This is a genomic window from Chitinivibrionales bacterium (assembly GCA_035516255.1).
In the GTDB taxonomy this organism is placed as follows: domain Bacteria; phylum Fibrobacterota; class Chitinivibrionia; order Chitinivibrionales; family FEN-1185; genus FEN-1185.
On sequence record DATJAL010000016.1, the window covers coordinates 110,956 to 126,467 of the forward strand.

Annotated in this window: 15 protein-coding genes and 2 tRNA genes; 12 read left to right on the forward strand and 5 right to left on the reverse strand. The window is 57.2% G+C overall.

Annotation, left to right across the window (positions count from 1 at the left end):
* Window positions 1–4 precede the first annotated feature (4 nt).
* Window positions 5–739 carry a response regulator gene (locus tag VLX68_05565; protein HUI91701.1) on the reverse strand — a complete coding sequence of 245 codons (735 nt, stop codon included), beginning with the start codon at window positions 737–739 and terminating at the stop codon, window positions 5–7.
* A gap of 414 nt (window positions 740–1,153) precedes the next feature.
* On the opposite strand from VLX68_05565, the gene VLX68_05570 reads away from it, so the two are divergent.
* From VLX68_05570 to VLX68_05625, 12 genes are all read left to right on the forward strand, one after another.
* The gene (locus VLX68_05570; GenBank protein HUI91702.1) at window positions 1,154–1,390 is read left to right on the forward strand and encodes a hypothetical protein; all 237 of its coding nucleotides are present in this window, start codon (window positions 1,154–1,156) and stop codon (window positions 1,388–1,390) included.
* A gap of 134 nt (window positions 1,391–1,524) precedes the next feature.
* A complete protein-coding gene (locus tag VLX68_05575; GenBank protein ID HUI91703.1) occupies window positions 1,525–2,199 on the forward strand; it encodes a hypothetical protein in 675 nt (224 codons plus the stop codon).
* Window positions 2,196–2,522 (forward strand): transcriptional regulator, encoded by a 327-nt coding sequence (locus VLX68_05580; GenBank protein ID HUI91704.1) that lies wholly within the window; start codon window positions 2,196–2,198, stop codon window positions 2,520–2,522. The genes VLX68_05575 and VLX68_05580 overlap by 4 nt, the downstream gene beginning before the upstream one ends.
* A 170-nt stretch (window positions 2,523–2,692) precedes the next feature.
* Window positions 2,693–3,379, forward strand: a complete 687-nt coding sequence (locus VLX68_05585; GenBank protein HUI91705.1) for an ABC transporter ATP-binding protein — start codon at window positions 2,693–2,695, stop codon at window positions 3,377–3,379.
* Between the two features lie 2 nt (window positions 3,380–3,381).
* On the forward strand, window positions 3,382–4,638 hold the full coding sequence (locus VLX68_05590) for an FtsX-like permease family protein (protein HUI91706.1): 1,257 nt from the start codon (window positions 3,382–3,384) through the stop codon (window positions 4,636–4,638).
* Window positions 4,639–4,767: 129 nt separating this feature from the next.
* Window positions 4,768–6,006, forward strand: coding sequence for an FtsX-like permease family protein (locus VLX68_05595; protein HUI91707.1), 1,239 nt, complete (start codon window positions 4,768–4,770; stop codon window positions 6,004–6,006).
* A 104-nt stretch (window positions 6,007–6,110) separates the two neighbouring features.
* Window positions 6,111–7,022 (forward strand): ABC transporter ATP-binding protein, encoded by a 912-nt coding sequence (locus VLX68_05600; GenBank protein ID HUI91708.1) that lies wholly within the window; start codon window positions 6,111–6,113, stop codon window positions 7,020–7,022.
* Window positions 7,023–7,030: 8 nt separating this feature from the next.
* A complete protein-coding gene (locus VLX68_05605; GenBank protein HUI91709.1) occupies window positions 7,031–7,819 on the forward strand; it encodes an ABC transporter permease in 789 nt (262 codons plus the stop codon).
* A 454-nt stretch (window positions 7,820–8,273) separates the two neighbouring features.
* Window positions 8,274–9,011: an outer membrane lipoprotein-sorting protein gene (locus VLX68_05610; protein HUI91710.1), complete on the forward strand. Its 738-nt coding sequence runs from the start codon at window positions 8,274–8,276 to the stop codon at window positions 9,009–9,011.
* Window positions 9,012–9,072: 61 nt separating this feature from the next.
* Window positions 9,073–10,215, forward strand: a complete 1,143-nt coding sequence (locus tag VLX68_05615) for a hypothetical protein (GenBank protein ID HUI91711.1) — start codon at window positions 9,073–9,075, stop codon at window positions 10,213–10,215.
* A gap of 216 nt (window positions 10,216–10,431) precedes the next feature.
* A tRNA-Pro gene (locus VLX68_05620) sits at window positions 10,432–10,506 on the forward strand.
* A 10-nt stretch (window positions 10,507–10,516) separates the two neighbouring features.
* Window positions 10,517–10,593: transfer RNA gene (locus VLX68_05625), tRNA-Arg, on the forward strand.
* A 426-nt stretch (window positions 10,594–11,019) separates the two neighbouring features.
* Here the strand turns inward: VLX68_05625 and VLX68_05630 are convergent.
* From VLX68_05630 to VLX68_05645, 4 genes are all read right to left on the reverse strand, one after another.
* On the reverse strand, window positions 11,020–11,868 hold the full coding sequence (locus VLX68_05630) for an alpha/beta fold hydrolase (GenBank protein ID HUI91712.1): 849 nt from the start codon (window positions 11,866–11,868) through the stop codon (window positions 11,020–11,022).
* A 29-nt stretch (window positions 11,869–11,897) separates the two neighbouring features.
* Window positions 11,898–12,599 (reverse strand): hypothetical protein, encoded by a 702-nt coding sequence (locus VLX68_05635; protein HUI91713.1) that lies wholly within the window; start codon window positions 12,597–12,599, stop codon window positions 11,898–11,900.
* Window positions 12,600–12,608: 9 nt separating this feature from the next.
* Window positions 12,609–13,916 (reverse strand): hypothetical protein, encoded by a 1,308-nt coding sequence (locus VLX68_05640; GenBank protein ID HUI91714.1) that lies wholly within the window; start codon window positions 13,914–13,916, stop codon window positions 12,609–12,611.
* A gap of 728 nt (window positions 13,917–14,644) precedes the next feature.
* Window positions 14,645–15,319, reverse strand: a complete 675-nt coding sequence (locus tag VLX68_05645; protein ID HUI91715.1) for a porin family protein — start codon at window positions 15,317–15,319, stop codon at window positions 14,645–14,647.
* Window positions 15,320–15,512 lie beyond the last annotated feature (193 nt).

Sequence of the window (15,512 nt, forward strand, 5' to 3'; positions counted from 1 at the left end):
AAATCTATTTCGCCGTGGCGGGATTGAACAACTTTTGGTACATCGGCAGGTTTTCTTCAAGAAATTTCATGGAATTCCGGCAGAATTCACGGTCTTCGGCGGCCGGCGGGGATTTTCCGCTTATGGTTGCTTCGAGCATGCACCGCAGGGAATGGTAAAACGGTATCACAAAAGACGGCGGCAGTCCGGTTTGCATCGTGGAAATGTTCTGCAGCTGCCGCAGGGTGATGGACGCCCTCTCCGCCCACTCCTTGGGCTCGCGGATCAAGGGGTTTTTAAGCAGAAAAAGGATTTCCTTGCTTTTGGACACCGTTCCCTTGCAGAGAAGGGCCAGCGGCGCAAGGGCGCACACTTCCCTCACGAGCTTGGCGATGCTGCCGCTCCCCTTGTCAATGACCGCTTCGGCCCCCAAACGGATCGCATCGGACGCGCTTTCCATGGAACCGATGCCGGAATAGACTACGGCAAACTGAAAATTGCCGTTCTCCTTGATAAGCGCCATGCCCTCGTCCTGTTTTCCGCCCAGGCACAGGTCAATGATCCAGCAATGCCACACGCCGCTGAATTTCGCAATCGTCCTTCGCGCTTTGTCAATATCGGCGGCAGCGGTAACCGCGGTGAACGGCGTCGAAAACAGGTCTGCAAGCGTGACACGAAGGTTGTCATCGTCTTCGACAACGAGGATGTTGATCCGCCGGGAGAACAATTCGGAAACGTTTTTGGGAATTGAAATGGTCATAACGACTCAACTCTTTTCGGTCGGACGACGCTGTTTGCCTGGCACTGCCCGCGTGTTCCCCGTGACTTGGCGCGGGGTTCTTCAATCGCGCATCAAATGTTTTTTCAGAAATGTAAACTCCGTCAGAATATAAGTATAATATAAATTGATCAAAATGACCATATGAACATCGTGAAAATTCCCGGCCGCGGGCCTGCGGCCGCCGCTTGACAAGAACGGGCACCCGCCAGCGGATGCTTTCGGTACCTCGTCTTGCAATTTTCGTGAATTTGTTTCCCATTACTAAAATAGAAACCATTCATTCGGAATTGCATATATGGCTTTTCGCATATTATTTTTACATTAAGAAAGAAAACATCGACCGCTTTTTCGCGCGGCGATTTTTCTTTTGAATGCGGGGGCGCCATTTAAACGGTGAAAAGAGCTATGGGGCAGAACAACGATTCTTCCGGGTCCGGCAAGGAAATGGAAGAAACGATCAAGGCCGAAATCGACGAGATTGAAAAATACAAGTGGTATCTCGGCGAACGTCTGGGCCACGATCCCCTCAACGACCGCTCCATGAACGAAATCTGCAAGGAGTGGATCGAGAAGCATGCCCAGGCCTTCCGCAAGCATTGGGAAGAGGAAAAACGGAACACCTGCTCATAACCCTAAAGACCCACAGCTTCACCATTCCATTCTTATCTCCTTTTTTTGGTTCCTATTGACATTTTCGCCTTTTTGTGTTATATTACAAAGTAGTTTATAATACAAACTACTTTGCCATGCGGAAGGAGACGCCTATGGACACCCTCTCCAGGGAACAACTGGACCAGCTTACGCAGGATATTACTTTCGTAAGGAAGGCGATTGAAAAGAACTCATCGATACTCAACCAGATCGACTTCCGCGGATCACTCCGGCTCACCGTGCTGCTGTCGGCCCTGTCGGTATTTTTGTTCTGCGGCCTTTTTTATTTCCTTGAAGCGCATTTCGGTGGATTCGATGCAATCCCCGTTTACCTGAAGGCGCTTGCATTCTGCGCCGCGGCGCTCGATGTCGCGATGCTGGGAATCCTTAAGAACACCGGCGTTCTGAAATCGGCACGCGCCTTCGATCCCGGCATCTCGCTGTTCCGGCTCGTGCGGGAATACTATGCGGGCAAGATGTATCACCACTTCATCCCGACAGGCCTTGTTCTTCTTTTCGCGTGCGTCTGCGCGTGGGAAACGGGCCATGCCAAGCTGATAATTCCCTTTGTCTCGATCGGCGTGGGGCTGTTGTACAACACCTTCAACACGTTCCTGAGGATCGATGAATTCCTGGTTTTCGGCTATTGGTTCATCGTCACCGGCTGCATCCTGGTGGTCTTCAACACCGTTTCACCGCTTCTGGGACTTGCGCTTACGCTCGGATGCGGACTGCTGCTTCTATCATTCATATGGTATCTTCCTCAGAAAAAAGGAAGCCAGGCATGACGGTTGCTGGGTATGATTTCGGTTCGCTGGCGGAGGACAAGGTCATCCACGAGCGGGCACGCCTCCTGATTCTTTCGTACCTCGCCAGCTGCGAGAGGAGTTCCGTTCCGTTCGGTGAAATTCGTGAGAAACTTGACTTTACAGCAGGGAATTTGTCGGTGCAGCTCAAGACACTCGAGGGGGCGGGATACATACGGATCACCAAGGAGTTCCGCGACAACAAGCCGCTCACCCGGGCGTCGCTCACGGCAGAGGGCAGCGCCGCGCTCAAACGCTACTTAAAGGACATGGAGAATCTGGTTAAAAGGCTGAAGACCAAATAAAAAATCACCACGAGACACAGAGGACACAGAGAAGACAAATGGTTTACAGTTGAACATGTTTTGTTCGGGCCGTTGCTTTCAACTTTCAACCTTCAACTTCCAACTCTGTAGGGGAGCGCTGTGCTCTCGGTGCCTCCGTGGTGGGACACGTGAAACAGGAGGAGTATTGCATGCCTATCCTTGACATCAAGAACATCCGCAAGGATTACCTCAAGGGCGACAAGAAGATCGAGGCGTTGCGGGGGGTGACGCTCGCCATTGAAAAAGGGGAATTTTTGTCGATCGTGGGCCCGTCGGGCTCGGGCAAGAGCACGCTGCTCAACATCGTAGGATGCCTCGACACGCCCACAAGCGGCAGCGTCTTATACAATGGAAAAGAACTCGGCAACTTTACGGAGAGACAGCTCTCCGACTACCGCCGCGACAACATCGCTTTTATTTTCCAGTCGTACAATCTGATCCCGGTGCTCTCCGTGAGGGAAAATGTCGAGCTCCCGCTTGTCATAGAACGAAAATACTCCAAGGCCGAAATGGCCAGGAAAGCCATCGGCGTCATCGAAAGCGTCGGGCTCGGGGCCATGGCCGACCGTCTTCCCCGGGAGCTTTCGGGAGGCCAGGAGCAGCGCGTGGCCATCGCGCGCGCACTTGTCAAGGAGCCGCTCGTGGTGCTCGCCGACGAGCCAACGGCCAACCTCGATTCCTCCACTGCGGAAGACGTCATCTCCATCATGGAAAAAATGAACTCCGAGCGGGCGACCACATTCGTTTTTTCAACCCACGATCTCCGCATGGAGCGTCACGCCAAACGCATCGTCACCCTCCGCGACGGCGGCGTGGAAAAGGACGAACGGAGGTAACCATGGGCATGATCCTAAAAATCGCCTTGCGCAACATCGGCCGCCACAAGCGCCGCACCATACTGTCGGCCATCACCATCGCGGCGGGGCTCCTCGTGTTCATATACATGGACTCCGCGCTCACCGGCGTGGACAGGATGAGCATCGACAATCTCATCACCCTGTCGGCGGGCGCGCTCAAGATCGATACCCGGCGGTACGACGAGGAAAAGGAATCGTTTCCCCTCACCTACACCCTCGACAGCACCCTGGCCCGGCTGACGTTCGCGCTTTCGAAAGACAAGCGCGTTTCCCATGTGACGCGGCGGACCCTGTTCTTGGGCCAGCTCTCAAACTATGAAGAGACCATCCCGGTGGTGGGGACCGTCATCGACCCTGCCACGGACACGCTTGTGTTCGGCCTGAGGCGCTACCTCGCGGGCTCCTTCCTCGACACCGGCAGCACGCGGTCGATTATCATGGGAAAGCAGCTTGCGCAGGACCTGGGGGTGGGCGCGGGCGACAACATCACGCTGTACGCCTTGACAAAATACGACAGCCGCAACGCCGACGTATTCAGGATCGCGGGACTCCTTTCGACGGCCGACCCGGTCATCAACCACAGCGGCGTGTTCATGACGTACGCGGCGGCAAACGATTTTTTGGACCTTGAAAACTCAACCACGGAGCTCGACGTGGCGGTCCCCCGGAACGAAAACCTCGCCCGGTTTTCAAACACGGTCAAGGGCATCCAGCGGGACCTGCAGGCCGATTTCCCTTCCCTGCGGATCAATTCGTTTCTCGACCTCGGCGCTGGCGTCATGGAAATCACCCGCGCAAAACGGATCTCCATGTTCGTCGTGATGGGAATCATCCTCATCATCGCCGTGGTGGGCATCTTCAACACCGTGTTCATGAGCGTGTACGAGCGGATACGGGAAATAGGCGTTCTGCGGGCGCACGGCATGAAACCGTCGGACATATCGGCGATGTTCCTCGTCGAAGGGGCCGTCACGGGGCTGCTCGGCGGCGTTCTGGGCGTTTCCCTGGGAGCGCTTGTCAACCTGCAGCTCGTGACCCAGGGCATTCCCATGGAAAAGATCGCGGGCAGCCTCGCGACCGCGTCCTACGGGATCGCCGGGAACATCTACGGCGAGTGGAACGCGCCTGCCATGGCCGTAGTGTTCGTGCTGGGCGTCGCCGTGGCGACCATCGCGGGGATCATCCCGGCGCGGCGGGCGTCGAAGATACAGGTGACCGAGGCGCTGCGGTTCAACTAGAAAGAAGTCTCTCGCAAGGCACGCAAAGGCCGCAAAGAACATAAGATTTTTTTCCGATCCGAACTCATTTTTCCTTTGCGATCTTTGCGACTTTGCGGTGAACTTTTTATGAAAACAGCGGAGTAAAACATGTTTTCTCTTATCCGTCTCGCGATCCGCAACGTCGGCAGAAACCGGCGCCGCTCGATCCTCGCGCTTGTGTCGGTGGCGATCTCGCTCACGGTGATCGTGTTTGCCCAGGGGTTCGTGGCGGGCTTCGTGCAGTCGTTTGTGAAGAACGCCACGAAAAACGACGCCGGCCACATTCGCATCGCCGAAAGGAAGTTCGAGGAGCGCAGCAGGTTCTACCCGGTTGCCTACAACGTGCCGCGCCCCGATTCGATCATCGCCGCCGTCAAGCGCAACCCGGCGGTCGCGGGCGACATCGCCCTGATCACGCCGCGCATCACTTTCGGCGTGCTTCTGTCGAACAACGGACTCAACAAAACGGCCCTCGCCCTCGCGGGCGATCCGGCCAAGGAAAAAGGCCTCCTCATGTTGCAGCGGTCCATCCTGCCGGGCGGACGGTATCTGGCCGGCCCCCGCGAGCTCATCATGGGCGCCGCGATGGCCAAAAGCCTGCGTTTCCGCGTCGGCGACACCGTGCGCGTCATGGCCTCGGCGAGCGACTATGCCCTCAACCTCAGGAAATTCGTCATCGCCGGGCTGTTTTCCACCGGCATGAACGTGTTCGACGACATGATGTTCCAAATAGGGCTGCCCGACGCGCAGGAGCTTTTGCGGACGGGCGGTGCGGTGCAGCAGATCATCGTCATGCTCAAGGACTACCGCACGGCCGACAGGGCCGCCGCCCGGATCCGCGCCGATATTTCCGATACGTCAATAAACGTCACGCCGTGGACCCGCGTGGGCGACACCTACACCACCGTCGAGCTCGTTACGCGCATCTACAACATCATCTACATCGTCATCGCGCTGCTCGGCGCGTTCATCATCAGCAACATCATGATGATGGCGGTGCTGGAGCGCCGAAAGGAAATCGGCATCCTCAAATCGATGGGGTTCAAGCGCGGCGAAGTGCTCGCGATGTTTTTAGTTGAAGGCATGACGCTCGGGTTCGCGGGGAGCCTCGCGGGAGTCGCCCTGGGATGCGCCATCACCGCCTTTTTCCACGTGCACGGCATCGACCTGACCGCGTACATGAGCAAGATAAGCGTGCCGCTTGACAATGTGCTCTATCCGAGAATCGCGGCGGCCAACGTGGCATTTTCGGTGCTGCTCGGCACCGTGCTCGCGGCGCTGGTGTCGGTGGCGCCGGCGCGCCAGGCGGCCGGGATGAACGCGGTGGATGCGATAAAAAGTGTGTAAAATAAATTTTCTGGTGGGGGCACCGCTTCGCGGCGGGTGAAAAAAACGTTTCCTCTTCACTCCCCTTCTCCGATTCGGAGAAGGGGTTGGGAGATGAGGTCAAAATGGATAATGTAATAGAAACGAAAAACCTTACCAAACGATTCGGCGGCTTCACGGCGGTTGACAATGTGTCATTGACCGTCGGCAAAGGCGAGATTTACGGCTTTCTCGGCCTCAACGGCGCCGGAAAGACCACCACCATCCGCATGCTGCTCGGCATGATACGGCCGACAAAAGGCGAATGCCTGCTCAATGGTAAAAGGGCGTCGGGCTCAAGCAATAATTTTTGGAACAGCGTCGGATACCTGGTTGAGATTCCCTATTCCTATCCCGACCTTACCGTGCGCGAAAATCTCGAATTGCTGCGGCATCTCAGGTTTATCGGCGATAAAAAATCGGTCGACAGGGCCATGGAATTCCTCAATATCACACGATACGCCGAACGGCGGGCGAAAGACCTTTCCCTCGGCAATGCCCAGCGGCTCGGACTGGCAAAGGCGCTTTTTCACAATCCCGACATACTCATTCTCGACGAACCGGCCAACGGCCTTGACCCCGCCGGCATCGTCGAAATCCGGGAGCTGCTGCTCGACCTTGTGCAAAAGCGCGGGGCCACGGTTTTCATTTCGAGCCACATTCTCGGCGAAATTTCAAAGTTCGCCACACGCATCGGCATCATCCACGAGGGACGGTTATTACAGGAATTGACCGCGGACGACCTGGAACGCGTGCGCAACAAGCGCCTGCTCGTCGCCGTGCACGACGACAAAGCCGCCCAGGCGGCGCTTTTACAACAGGGGATCGCCGCCAGGCTTGCCGGTGAAGGGCTGCTGGAAATCACGGCTGACCAAGCCATAACAAATCCGGACAAAATCAACGCGACCCTTGTCAAATCAGACAACGTACCGTCGATGGTAAGGGTCGAGGAAGAAGATTTGGAATCATATTTTTTGCGGATCATCGGGAAAAATTGAGGCGGACCATGAAGGCATTCTCCGCATCGCTCTGGGCCGAATGGCTCAAGGTACGGCGCTCGAAGATGTTTGCCGGCATGCTTTCGGTGTTCGCGTTTGTCGGCATCATGATGGGTTTCATGATGTTCGCGGCGCAGCACCCTGAAATATCCGGACGCTCGCCCGCCCTGGCGGCCAAGACCTCTGCCATCGGCAAGGGCGACTGGCCCAATTTATTGGCGCTTTTGGTGCAGACAATTCTCGCCCTCGGTGCGATGGGATTCGGCATCGTCACCTCGTGGGTTTTCGGAAGGGAATTCTCCGACCGCACGCTGAAAGACCTGCTCTCCCTGCCCGTTTCGCGGCCCGCCATTGTCGCGGCTAAGTTTTTCATCATTCTTGTTTGGAGCCTTATGCTCTCGCTCGCGCTGTTTGCAGCGGCACTCTTGACCGCTCTTGCGCTGCCCATTCCCGGATGGTCGCCGGGTCTTGTAATGCCCGCATTTAAAATATTTTGCCAAAGCGCGCTGCTCACCATCCTGCTCTGCACGCCGGTTGCTTTGATCGCGGGCATAGGCCGGGGATACCTGCCGCCGATCGGCTTTGTCGTCCTGACGCTCATCATCACGCAGCTTGTCGGCATAGGAATGCCGGTCGTCGCCGTATATTTTCCATGGGCCTATCCCGCGCTCGTGAGCGGCGCGGCAGGAGACGCGGTCCCGAAACCGGGCGCCGCAAGCTTGGTTATCTACCTTTCCACCGTTGCGGCGGGATATATTCTGACCGTGGCATGGTGGCAGAATGCCGATCATACGTAACTCACCCCCCTGCCCCCTCTCTTAAAAAGGAGGGGGAGAAGGTTAACAATGATCAAGAGTACCGCCCGACTGCCACGAAAAAATCAGGCGCACGCAGAATCTGTTCTCCGGACCATGCTTCGCAATAGAAAATGTGGAGGGTTCAAATTCGTTAGGCAATATCCGTTCACTCTTCAGGACATGGATCGCAGCAGGTTCGTGGTGGTTGATTTCTATTGTCACGCGGGGAAACTCGCGATTGAATTGGACGGGGCCGCACACGGAGGAAGGGAGAAAATCGACAAGTATCGGGAGAATTTGCTTGCCTATAAAGGAATCCGTTTCCTCCGCTTCAAAAACGATGAGGTTTTCACGAATTTGACCCTCACGCAAACGATTCTAAACCATCTGCCACCAACTCCGCCTCTCCTCTCTTTCAAGAGAGGGGTTGGGGGTGAGTTCAAAGGAGCATGCCATGAAGGCATTTAAGCCTTATGTAGTTTTCATGATCGCCGCAATGTCAACCTATGCCGCCGCCATTACCCCGGAAGAAATCCTGGCCGCCATGGACAGAAACCGCGACTACGGCACCATTTCCTATATCGCAACCATGGAGATCCACGTGGGCGGCGAGGTGCGCACCAAGACCATGAAGGCCGTCGCCATGGGCACCGAAAAGGCGCTCGCGGAATTCACCAACGCCGAGGACCGGGGCACCAAATACCTCAAGATCGGCAAGGAGCTTTGGATCTACTTCCCGTCGGAGCAGGACGTGGTGAAGATCTCAGGGCACATGCTCAAGGAGGGCATGATGGGGTCCGATGTTTCGTACGAGGACGCGCTCGAGTCTGACGTGCTGCGCAAGAAATATTCGGCCATCCTCAGCGGCGAGGAGGAATTCGAGGGCCACGCCTGTTACGTGCTGACGCTCGAGGCAACGGTCAAGGACGCACCGTATTACAAGCGAAAAATGTGCGTCGACAAGACCATGTATATCCCGTGGCAGGAGGAGATGTACGCCAAGAGCGGCACGCTGCTCAAGGTGTCGCACGTGCTTGACGTCAAGAAAATAGACGACCGGCATTTCCCGGTGAAAGTCGAGATGGTGAACAAGCTCCGCAAGGACACCAAGACCGTTTTTGAGATGAGCGACGTTCGCTTCGACGTAAAGACGGATCCGGCAATCTTTAGTTTACAGAATTTGCAGCGGTGATTATCATGACAAATGAATGGATGATGAATTGACCGCCGTGCGCATAAAAGCGGGAGGGGTGATGACAAACGACCGTTCACTACTAAAAACAATCGCCATACTTTTGATGCTTGTTCTCGCCGCCCGGGCCCAGCAGTCAAAAGAGCAGGGCCTTGTGCTGTCGGGCAGCCTGCAGGGAGACGTTGACGGACTGGAAACAGTCGACAAGAGCAGGCCCCTTGCGAACCAGTTCGACATGGCGGGCGCGACGCTGCTCACCCTCAACGGCAGCAATGCAAACACCGCGCATGTGAAATTCGACGCGAGCGCCGATTTGTGGCTGCTACTGGGCGCCTATGCCGACGCCTTCCGCGGCGCCGATTCCGCCGCGGCGCTGCCCGCGCTCGCCTCGCCGTCGTCGGCGCTCGTTCTTGACGTCCGCAAGCTTTACGGCGAGCTGTTCCTCTCGTTCGCCGACCTTTCGGTGGGCCGGCAGATCATCTCCTTCGGAGAGGGCCTGGTGTTTTCACCCATCGACGTATTCTCTTCGGTCAACATCCTCGACCTGTCGCTGCGCCGCCGCGGCAGCGACGTGGCGCGCGTGCGCGTGCCCTTCGGCGAGCTGGCGGGCCTCGACGCCATTGTCAAGGTGAGCTCGCGCGCCGACGGCGTCGCCGGCGCGATCAAGGGCTACGGCCACGCCGGCAGCTTCGACCTGGGCGGCGTGGGCATCTACCAGGGCGCAAACAGGGAGTACATCACCGGCGTCATGTTCAAGGGCGACCTCGTGGCTGGCGTATACGGCGAGCTCGTGGAGCACTGGCGCTACGGCGGCTACCGCGCCTTTGTGGGCATGCTCGGCGCCGATTATTCCATTGCCGGCGACTGGTATTTCAACGCCGAATACCTGTACAACGAGCGGCCCCAGCCTGCGGTGTCGCCTTCGCAATTTTCCCTTTTGCAAACCAGCGTCACCCTGCTGCACCGCCACTACGGCTTCGCCTCGGTCCGGTACAAGATCAACGAACTCATGAACGTTTCGGCAAGCGCGATCGCCGACGTCACCGCGAAATCCGGCCTTCTCACCGCTCAGTATTCCTACAACATCCTGCAGAACGCCGACCTGATCGGCTACCTCCAGGCCTTCCCCGCCTCCAGCGACGGCCTGCTGGCCGTTCCCCACGCCGAGATCATTTACGGGGTAAGAGTAAAAGTCTCGTTCTGAAACATTTCCATTTTTTTTATCAAAAGAAATAGAGCGCCCCGCAGCTTCGCTGCGGCGGCCGTCCTTCCGGTCTCGCCTTCGGCTCGGGCCGCCACGGTGCGATGGCGCCGACGCGCGAAAGGGGGAACGCCCACACCAATTTTATTTAGGAGCAGATTCTACTAATAAAATTCTTTTTTCCCCGGAATGTATATTTTACCCTGGCAAAATCGCTAACGGGGTGTGGCTCAGTCTGGCTAGAGCACGTGGTTTGGGACCACGGTGTCGTAGGTTCAAATCCTATCACCCCGATTTTCTCTTTGTGCCTTTAGCTCAACTGGATAGAGCAGCGGATTTCTAATCCGCAGGTTGGAGGTTCGAGTCCCCCAAGGCACGCCATACATATCAAGGACTTACAGATGAACCTGTGAGTCCTTGTTTGTTGAAAATGCCCAAAATTGCCCACGAATTTTGGAGAACCTCAATTTTGACCAAAGATCTTTACGAGAAAAGGCAGGAATTGGCTGGATCAAGCGCGGCAGTGGTATTTGAAAACAAGACTCAAACAACGTTCCTCATTCAACAATCTTGGAGGGCGTCATGGGTTACTCCGGTTCTTCGCGGGACCCTTGCCGCGCGCGGGTTGATCGCCGGCGGCACCGCGCGAGAATAGACTAATAAGAATTTTGATTTTTCATGCGCGTCCGGCCGGGCCTCTCGAGAATCCTTGCCGCCTCCCGCGAATTTTTCCGCGGCGGACTTTTCCGTCCGGACGAATGCAAGCGGCCTATTTGGGGTCCGTGCCGAGGAACCCGCGGGGCGGAGTCATTTCCCGCCGAGGAATTCCCCCACGATTCCATTGAACTCCCGGTATTTCTCGAATTGGGGATTGTGCCCGCAATCGTCAATCAGCACGAGCCTGGCATGAGGGATTTTCTTCAGCGCTTCGCGCGCGTTTGAAACCGGCATGAAACTGTCTTGTCTGCCCCATACGATGAGCGCCGGGGGCGAGAGGCGGTCGAGGCGACCGGTGATGTCGTCGCGTACGGCTTTTTTGAGGCCCATCAGGTTGCAGTTGGTCCGAAGGGCGCGGAAAAACGTTGCGCGGATTTCCGGGTTCCTGACGGCGGAGTAATAGAAATCGAGGAAATCCCGCACGTCGTTCTCGGGAGCGTGCACGATCGAGCGCACGTAGATGGCGTAGAGGCTTCTTGGCGGGGCAAAGTTCACGCGGGCCGCAAAGGGAATGCTCGCGGCCAGACGCAGCGGCAGCCCCAGCCGAGGGCCCAGGGCCGCGGCCGCGGTGAGCACGATCCGGTCCACGGTTGCGGGATTGTCCAGGGTGTAGCGGAGGCAGGCGCCGCCGCCGAGCGAAAGGCCCATGAGCGAAAATTTCCCGCAGCCCATGCCGGCGGCAAAATCGCCCAGAAACCGGGAGAGCCATTCGAGAGAATATGCGGTGTCCCGAGGCTTGCCGGATTTCCCGTGGCCGGGCAAGTCGAAGCACACCACGCGATGGGACCGGGCGAGATAATCGATGTTCTTGCACCATTGCTCGCACGACCCGCCCAGCCCGTGAACGAGGATGATGTCGGGCCCCGCTCCCGCCTGCACGAAACGTGTGCGGATGCCGTTGACGGAGATGAATTGATCGGTCCAGGGAAATTGGAGCATGATTCAGCGCCCTCGGAAGCTTCTTGCGCTCACAGGTGAAACAGCCGTTTCAGGTCGATCCGTTTGCTCAGGAAAAACCGGTGGAACGCAAGAAGGCCTTCGAGCGGCACGATTGCGGAAACGACAATGACCGACCAGCCGAATTTGTTTTGCCTCAAGAAACCGCCTATCGTATAGTCAAGCCCCACGCAAAGCAGGGCGATAATGGCCAGGACCGATCCCACGAGGTATGTTACCGGCTTTATTCGCGCAAAGACGACCAGGGCCAACGCCGCGGCCGCGCCGGCCTCAAGGGTAAGAGGAAGCCCGAGAGGGAAAAACGAGTCAAGCGTGCCGGTCACGGTATTCAGGACATACACGAACAATGCGGTGGACGCGATCCAGCCCGATAACGCGATCCAGGGCCGCTTGATGAAAAAGAACGCGAGGGTGAGATATACCCACGTCACCGCGATCCCCCACAGCGGATACACCGACCAGGTGAAGCGGCCGTTTTTGAGCAGGTCGATTGCCCCCACCGAGCAGACCGCGGCGCTACACACCGCGGACGCGATCTCCCAGGAAAGGATTCTCCATGGCCCTCCGGGACCGTCGGACGGCGCCCGCGGGGGAGGATACGCGCGCTCCCTTGGCTTTTCGGGCGCGTCCAGTTGCTGAATAGGCGCCTGACACAGGGGACATTGGCGAACGGAATCGCCCACCTCAACGCCACATCGCGAACAATACGGCATGGATTCTCCCTATTCTTTATTCGTTTCGATGAAGACCCTGATTCCCTGCCAGCGGAGCGCGGCGAAAAAGAGCCTGGGCACGGTTGTCGATAGAACCAGGCCGGCAAAGGTTATCGTCACCCGTTCTCCGAACCCGATGACGCCCACGCTCAGCTTGAGCACGGAATTGGGCGAAGTGATGAACACGAACCTGTCGACGTGCCGGGCGACGGGTTCCGGAAACCCGACCCCGCCCAGGTTGGAAAGAATACCGGACGCGGTCCGGCTTCCGGAATGCGAAAAAACCATGCGCAATATCGGAAGCTTCACGAAAAGAGGTATGAGTCGGTTCATCGGGTTGCGCGCGGAGGCCACGTTCCGGGCTATCTGCTGGTTGATGAACCGTTCGTCCACCTCAATCTGCATGTAGTGATGCACCGCCTTGAGGATATCGTCAAATTCGTAGGCGCCCAAGGCCGGCCTGATTCCGGGAAACACGGTCAGGAAGAAATTCCTCATGGTATGCGACGGGTACAGTCCCCGCAGGTTGACGGGGACCATGACCCGAATGTCCCGGCGCGACCGCCCGCGCGACCGGAAAAGCGCCCACAAGTAGTGCGCGGTCAGGAATTCGGTAACGGACACATTTCTCTTTTTGCTTTCTCCCAGAATGGCGGTTTTCGAACAGATCCCCGAAATAACAAGGAGATCGCCCCCGGGGACCAATTCTCCGGCGGGATGAAAGGCGGTGCCGAGAGCCTGGGCATGGGGAATTTTCTTGTTGAAAAACCGTTCGTAGGCGTCTTCGAATTCGTCGGCCGCGGGCTCTTGGCCGGGGCGGCGGAGATGGTCCGTGTAATCGAAAACGACGCCGAGAACGCGGAAATACTCCGCGACCAAGGTTCTCGCAAACTCCAGCGCGCCCGACCCGTCCGTCAGGACATGAGAAAACTCCACGGAAATGCGTTTCCCGTAATACAAGACCCTAAACAGGAGGCGGCGCGCGCCGAAGTCCCTGCAGGGCGGATCGCGTTCTTCGCGGACCACGGCCGTCTCGCGAGCCGCCTGCAGGTAGTTCCAGAATACGCCATACCGGAGGTGGACCAGAAAATAGGGAAACAGGGCCATGGTCCCGTCAAGCGCCTTTTGCAGCGCCGGCGGGTCCACTGGTTCCTTCAAGACCGCGGCGACGCGGAATGCCGTGGGCGACCGGCTGCCGAGCATGGCCGCGTAGATCCGGGCTGCATTGTCAAGCGGGAACCACGGGGCATTGCGACCGGACGCCGGCGGGACCGGGGGCAACGGCCGGGGCGAATCGTCGTGCGGCAAGGGGTTCATGGTTGAAAACTTAGGGTACGGGAAAAATATCGGTTCGGGGACGCGCCGGGGCGGCCGGACAACTACAAGCATAAAATAATTCGAACCAGGGCAAACCGGCGGCCACCGGGCCCTTTTTTTGTACGAACAGGACGCTCTCCTCGCGCGCCCGCGCGATCATGCGGATTGACGGGTAATTGCTTTTTCCGCGGGCGGGTGAGCGTATAAGGAAGGTTCTTTACAGACGCTCACTTTCCGTCCGTCTTCCCCACCCCCGCCGTCCGGATTCTAAAGGGCTTCGAGAAAAAATATAGGTATTCCCTTCTCCACATGTCAAATCCAGGAATACCCGTTTCGCGGCTTCGGCCCAAAGCTTAAAAGTCAGGCGCGGGGACTGTTCCTTCCACAGGCCGCAGTGTTTCAGAACTTTCGGATCACCCCATTTTCCTCGATGAACGAAATAATCCTCATCTCTCCCCCGCATTTCGGGCACATGAGCGGGGCTACCTCGTACACACACTTAATGAGCGCGGCCCACCTCATGCGGCATTTACGCCTAAACGTCGTGTCCGGTTCGGCTGTCCGAGCTGGCTGGAGGCCGCGCCGAAGCGCGGTGCTGCCCGGCCCTCGCCGGCAGGCATATAGGGACCGTGGCAGCTTGAGACCGGAAGGAGAACCGGCCCCGGAAGTGGGGGCGAAAGATTTTTCGCCTCTACATCCGGGGAACCGCCCAAATTTATGTAATCTTGTTAGAATTCCTTCTTTTTTGTAAAATCAAAAATCCACCCTAGCCCGGCCGAGATCGAAAACACGCTCTGCAGCAGCGTGCGGTCGTATAGGTTCGGCGCGTCGCGCTTATAAAAATCAATGAGACCGATCGAATACCGGATGTCGATGGGGATCACGCCGTTAGCGCCCATCCTGCAATCCAGCGAAAGGCCGGCAGTGAGCCCGACATCCACCGGCTGGGTACTCGACATCTTGTCGTAGGTGTTGCCGCCGTACGACACGGACTCGGAGATAAGGGGAAATCCGATATACGGCCCGCCGTACAGCACGGGGCGAATCTTGTCCTTATTGATGAATCTCCATTTTGCCAGGATAGGCACGTCGAGGTAGGTAAAATGAGTCGGATACTTGTTGAAGATGCTGAGGTCGATCGAGTCCTGGTTTTTCCAGCTTTCGCCTTTGAAGTCGAACATGAGCTCCTCCTGCAGGCCGAAGCTCTCGTTGATCCATTCGCTCGCAAAGCCGCCGAAGCACAGACCGAAACGCGGCATCATGAGCTTTGATGTGTCGCCGATGATGCCGGACACATTGAGGCCGAGCCGTGCCCCGGCCGAGAATTCCATGGCCTGACTGGCCTGCGCAACAGCCAGCGCCAGCAGGATGCCTGCAAAAAGTCCTCCCCAATTCCGTTTCATAACAGCAGCCCTTTCGTTCAACGAGTGGTATTTTTCCTGTTTTTTCGGGCGCCTGCGAGCGCCGGAACCGATACAGTTCAATATAAAAGTTTCCCGCCTTCAAAAAAACATTTTAGGGTTGATTTTTGTCCTCAGCATGGTATAATGAATGATGCGGGAAAAAGAAATTTCAGCTCCGGCACATGATGACCCT

What these genes read in the sequence shown, in the direction of transcription:
- VLX68_05565 (HUI91701.1), bottom strand. Translation starts at nt 739, where the DNA reads ATGACCATTTCAATTCCCAAAAACGTTTCCGAATTGTTCTCCCGGCGG.
- VLX68_05575 (HUI91703.1), top strand. Translation starts at nt 1,525, where the DNA reads ATGGACACCCTCTCCAGGGAACAACTGGACCAGCTTACGCAGGATATT.
- VLX68_05580 (HUI91704.1), top strand. Translation starts at nt 2,196, where the DNA reads ATGACGGTTGCTGGGTATGATTTCGGTTCGCTGGCGGAGGACAAGGTC.
- VLX68_05585 (HUI91705.1), top strand. Translation starts at nt 2,693, where the DNA reads ATGCCTATCCTTGACATCAAGAACATCCGCAAGGATTACCTCAAGGGC.
- VLX68_05590 (HUI91706.1), top strand. Translation starts at nt 3,382, where the DNA reads ATGGGCATGATCCTAAAAATCGCCTTGCGCAACATCGGCCGCCACAAG.
- VLX68_05595 (HUI91707.1), top strand. Translation starts at nt 4,768, where the DNA reads ATGTTTTCTCTTATCCGTCTCGCGATCCGCAACGTCGGCAGAAACCGG.
- VLX68_05600 (HUI91708.1), top strand. Translation starts at nt 6,111, where the DNA reads ATGGATAATGTAATAGAAACGAAAAACCTTACCAAACGATTCGGCGGC.
- VLX68_05605 (HUI91709.1), top strand. Translation starts at nt 7,031, where the DNA reads ATGAAGGCATTCTCCGCATCGCTCTGGGCCGAATGGCTCAAGGTACGG.
- VLX68_05610 (HUI91710.1), top strand. Translation starts at nt 8,274, where the DNA reads ATGAAGGCATTTAAGCCTTATGTAGTTTTCATGATCGCCGCAATGTCA.
- VLX68_05615 (HUI91711.1), top strand. Translation starts at nt 9,073, where the DNA reads ATGACAAACGACCGTTCACTACTAAAAACAATCGCCATACTTTTGATG.
- VLX68_05630 (HUI91712.1), bottom strand. Translation starts at nt 11,868, where the DNA reads ATGCTCCAATTTCCCTGGACCGATCAATTCATCTCCGTCAACGGCATC.
- VLX68_05635 (HUI91713.1), bottom strand. Translation starts at nt 12,599, where the DNA reads ATGCCGTATTGTTCGCGATGTGGCGTTGAGGTGGGCGATTCCGTTCGC.
- VLX68_05640 (HUI91714.1), bottom strand. Translation starts at nt 13,916, where the DNA reads ATGAACCCCTTGCCGCACGACGATTCGCCCCGGCCGTTGCCCCCGGTC.
- VLX68_05645 (HUI91715.1), bottom strand. Translation starts at nt 15,319, where the DNA reads ATGAAACGGAATTGGGGAGGACTTTTTGCAGGCATCCTGCTGGCGCTG.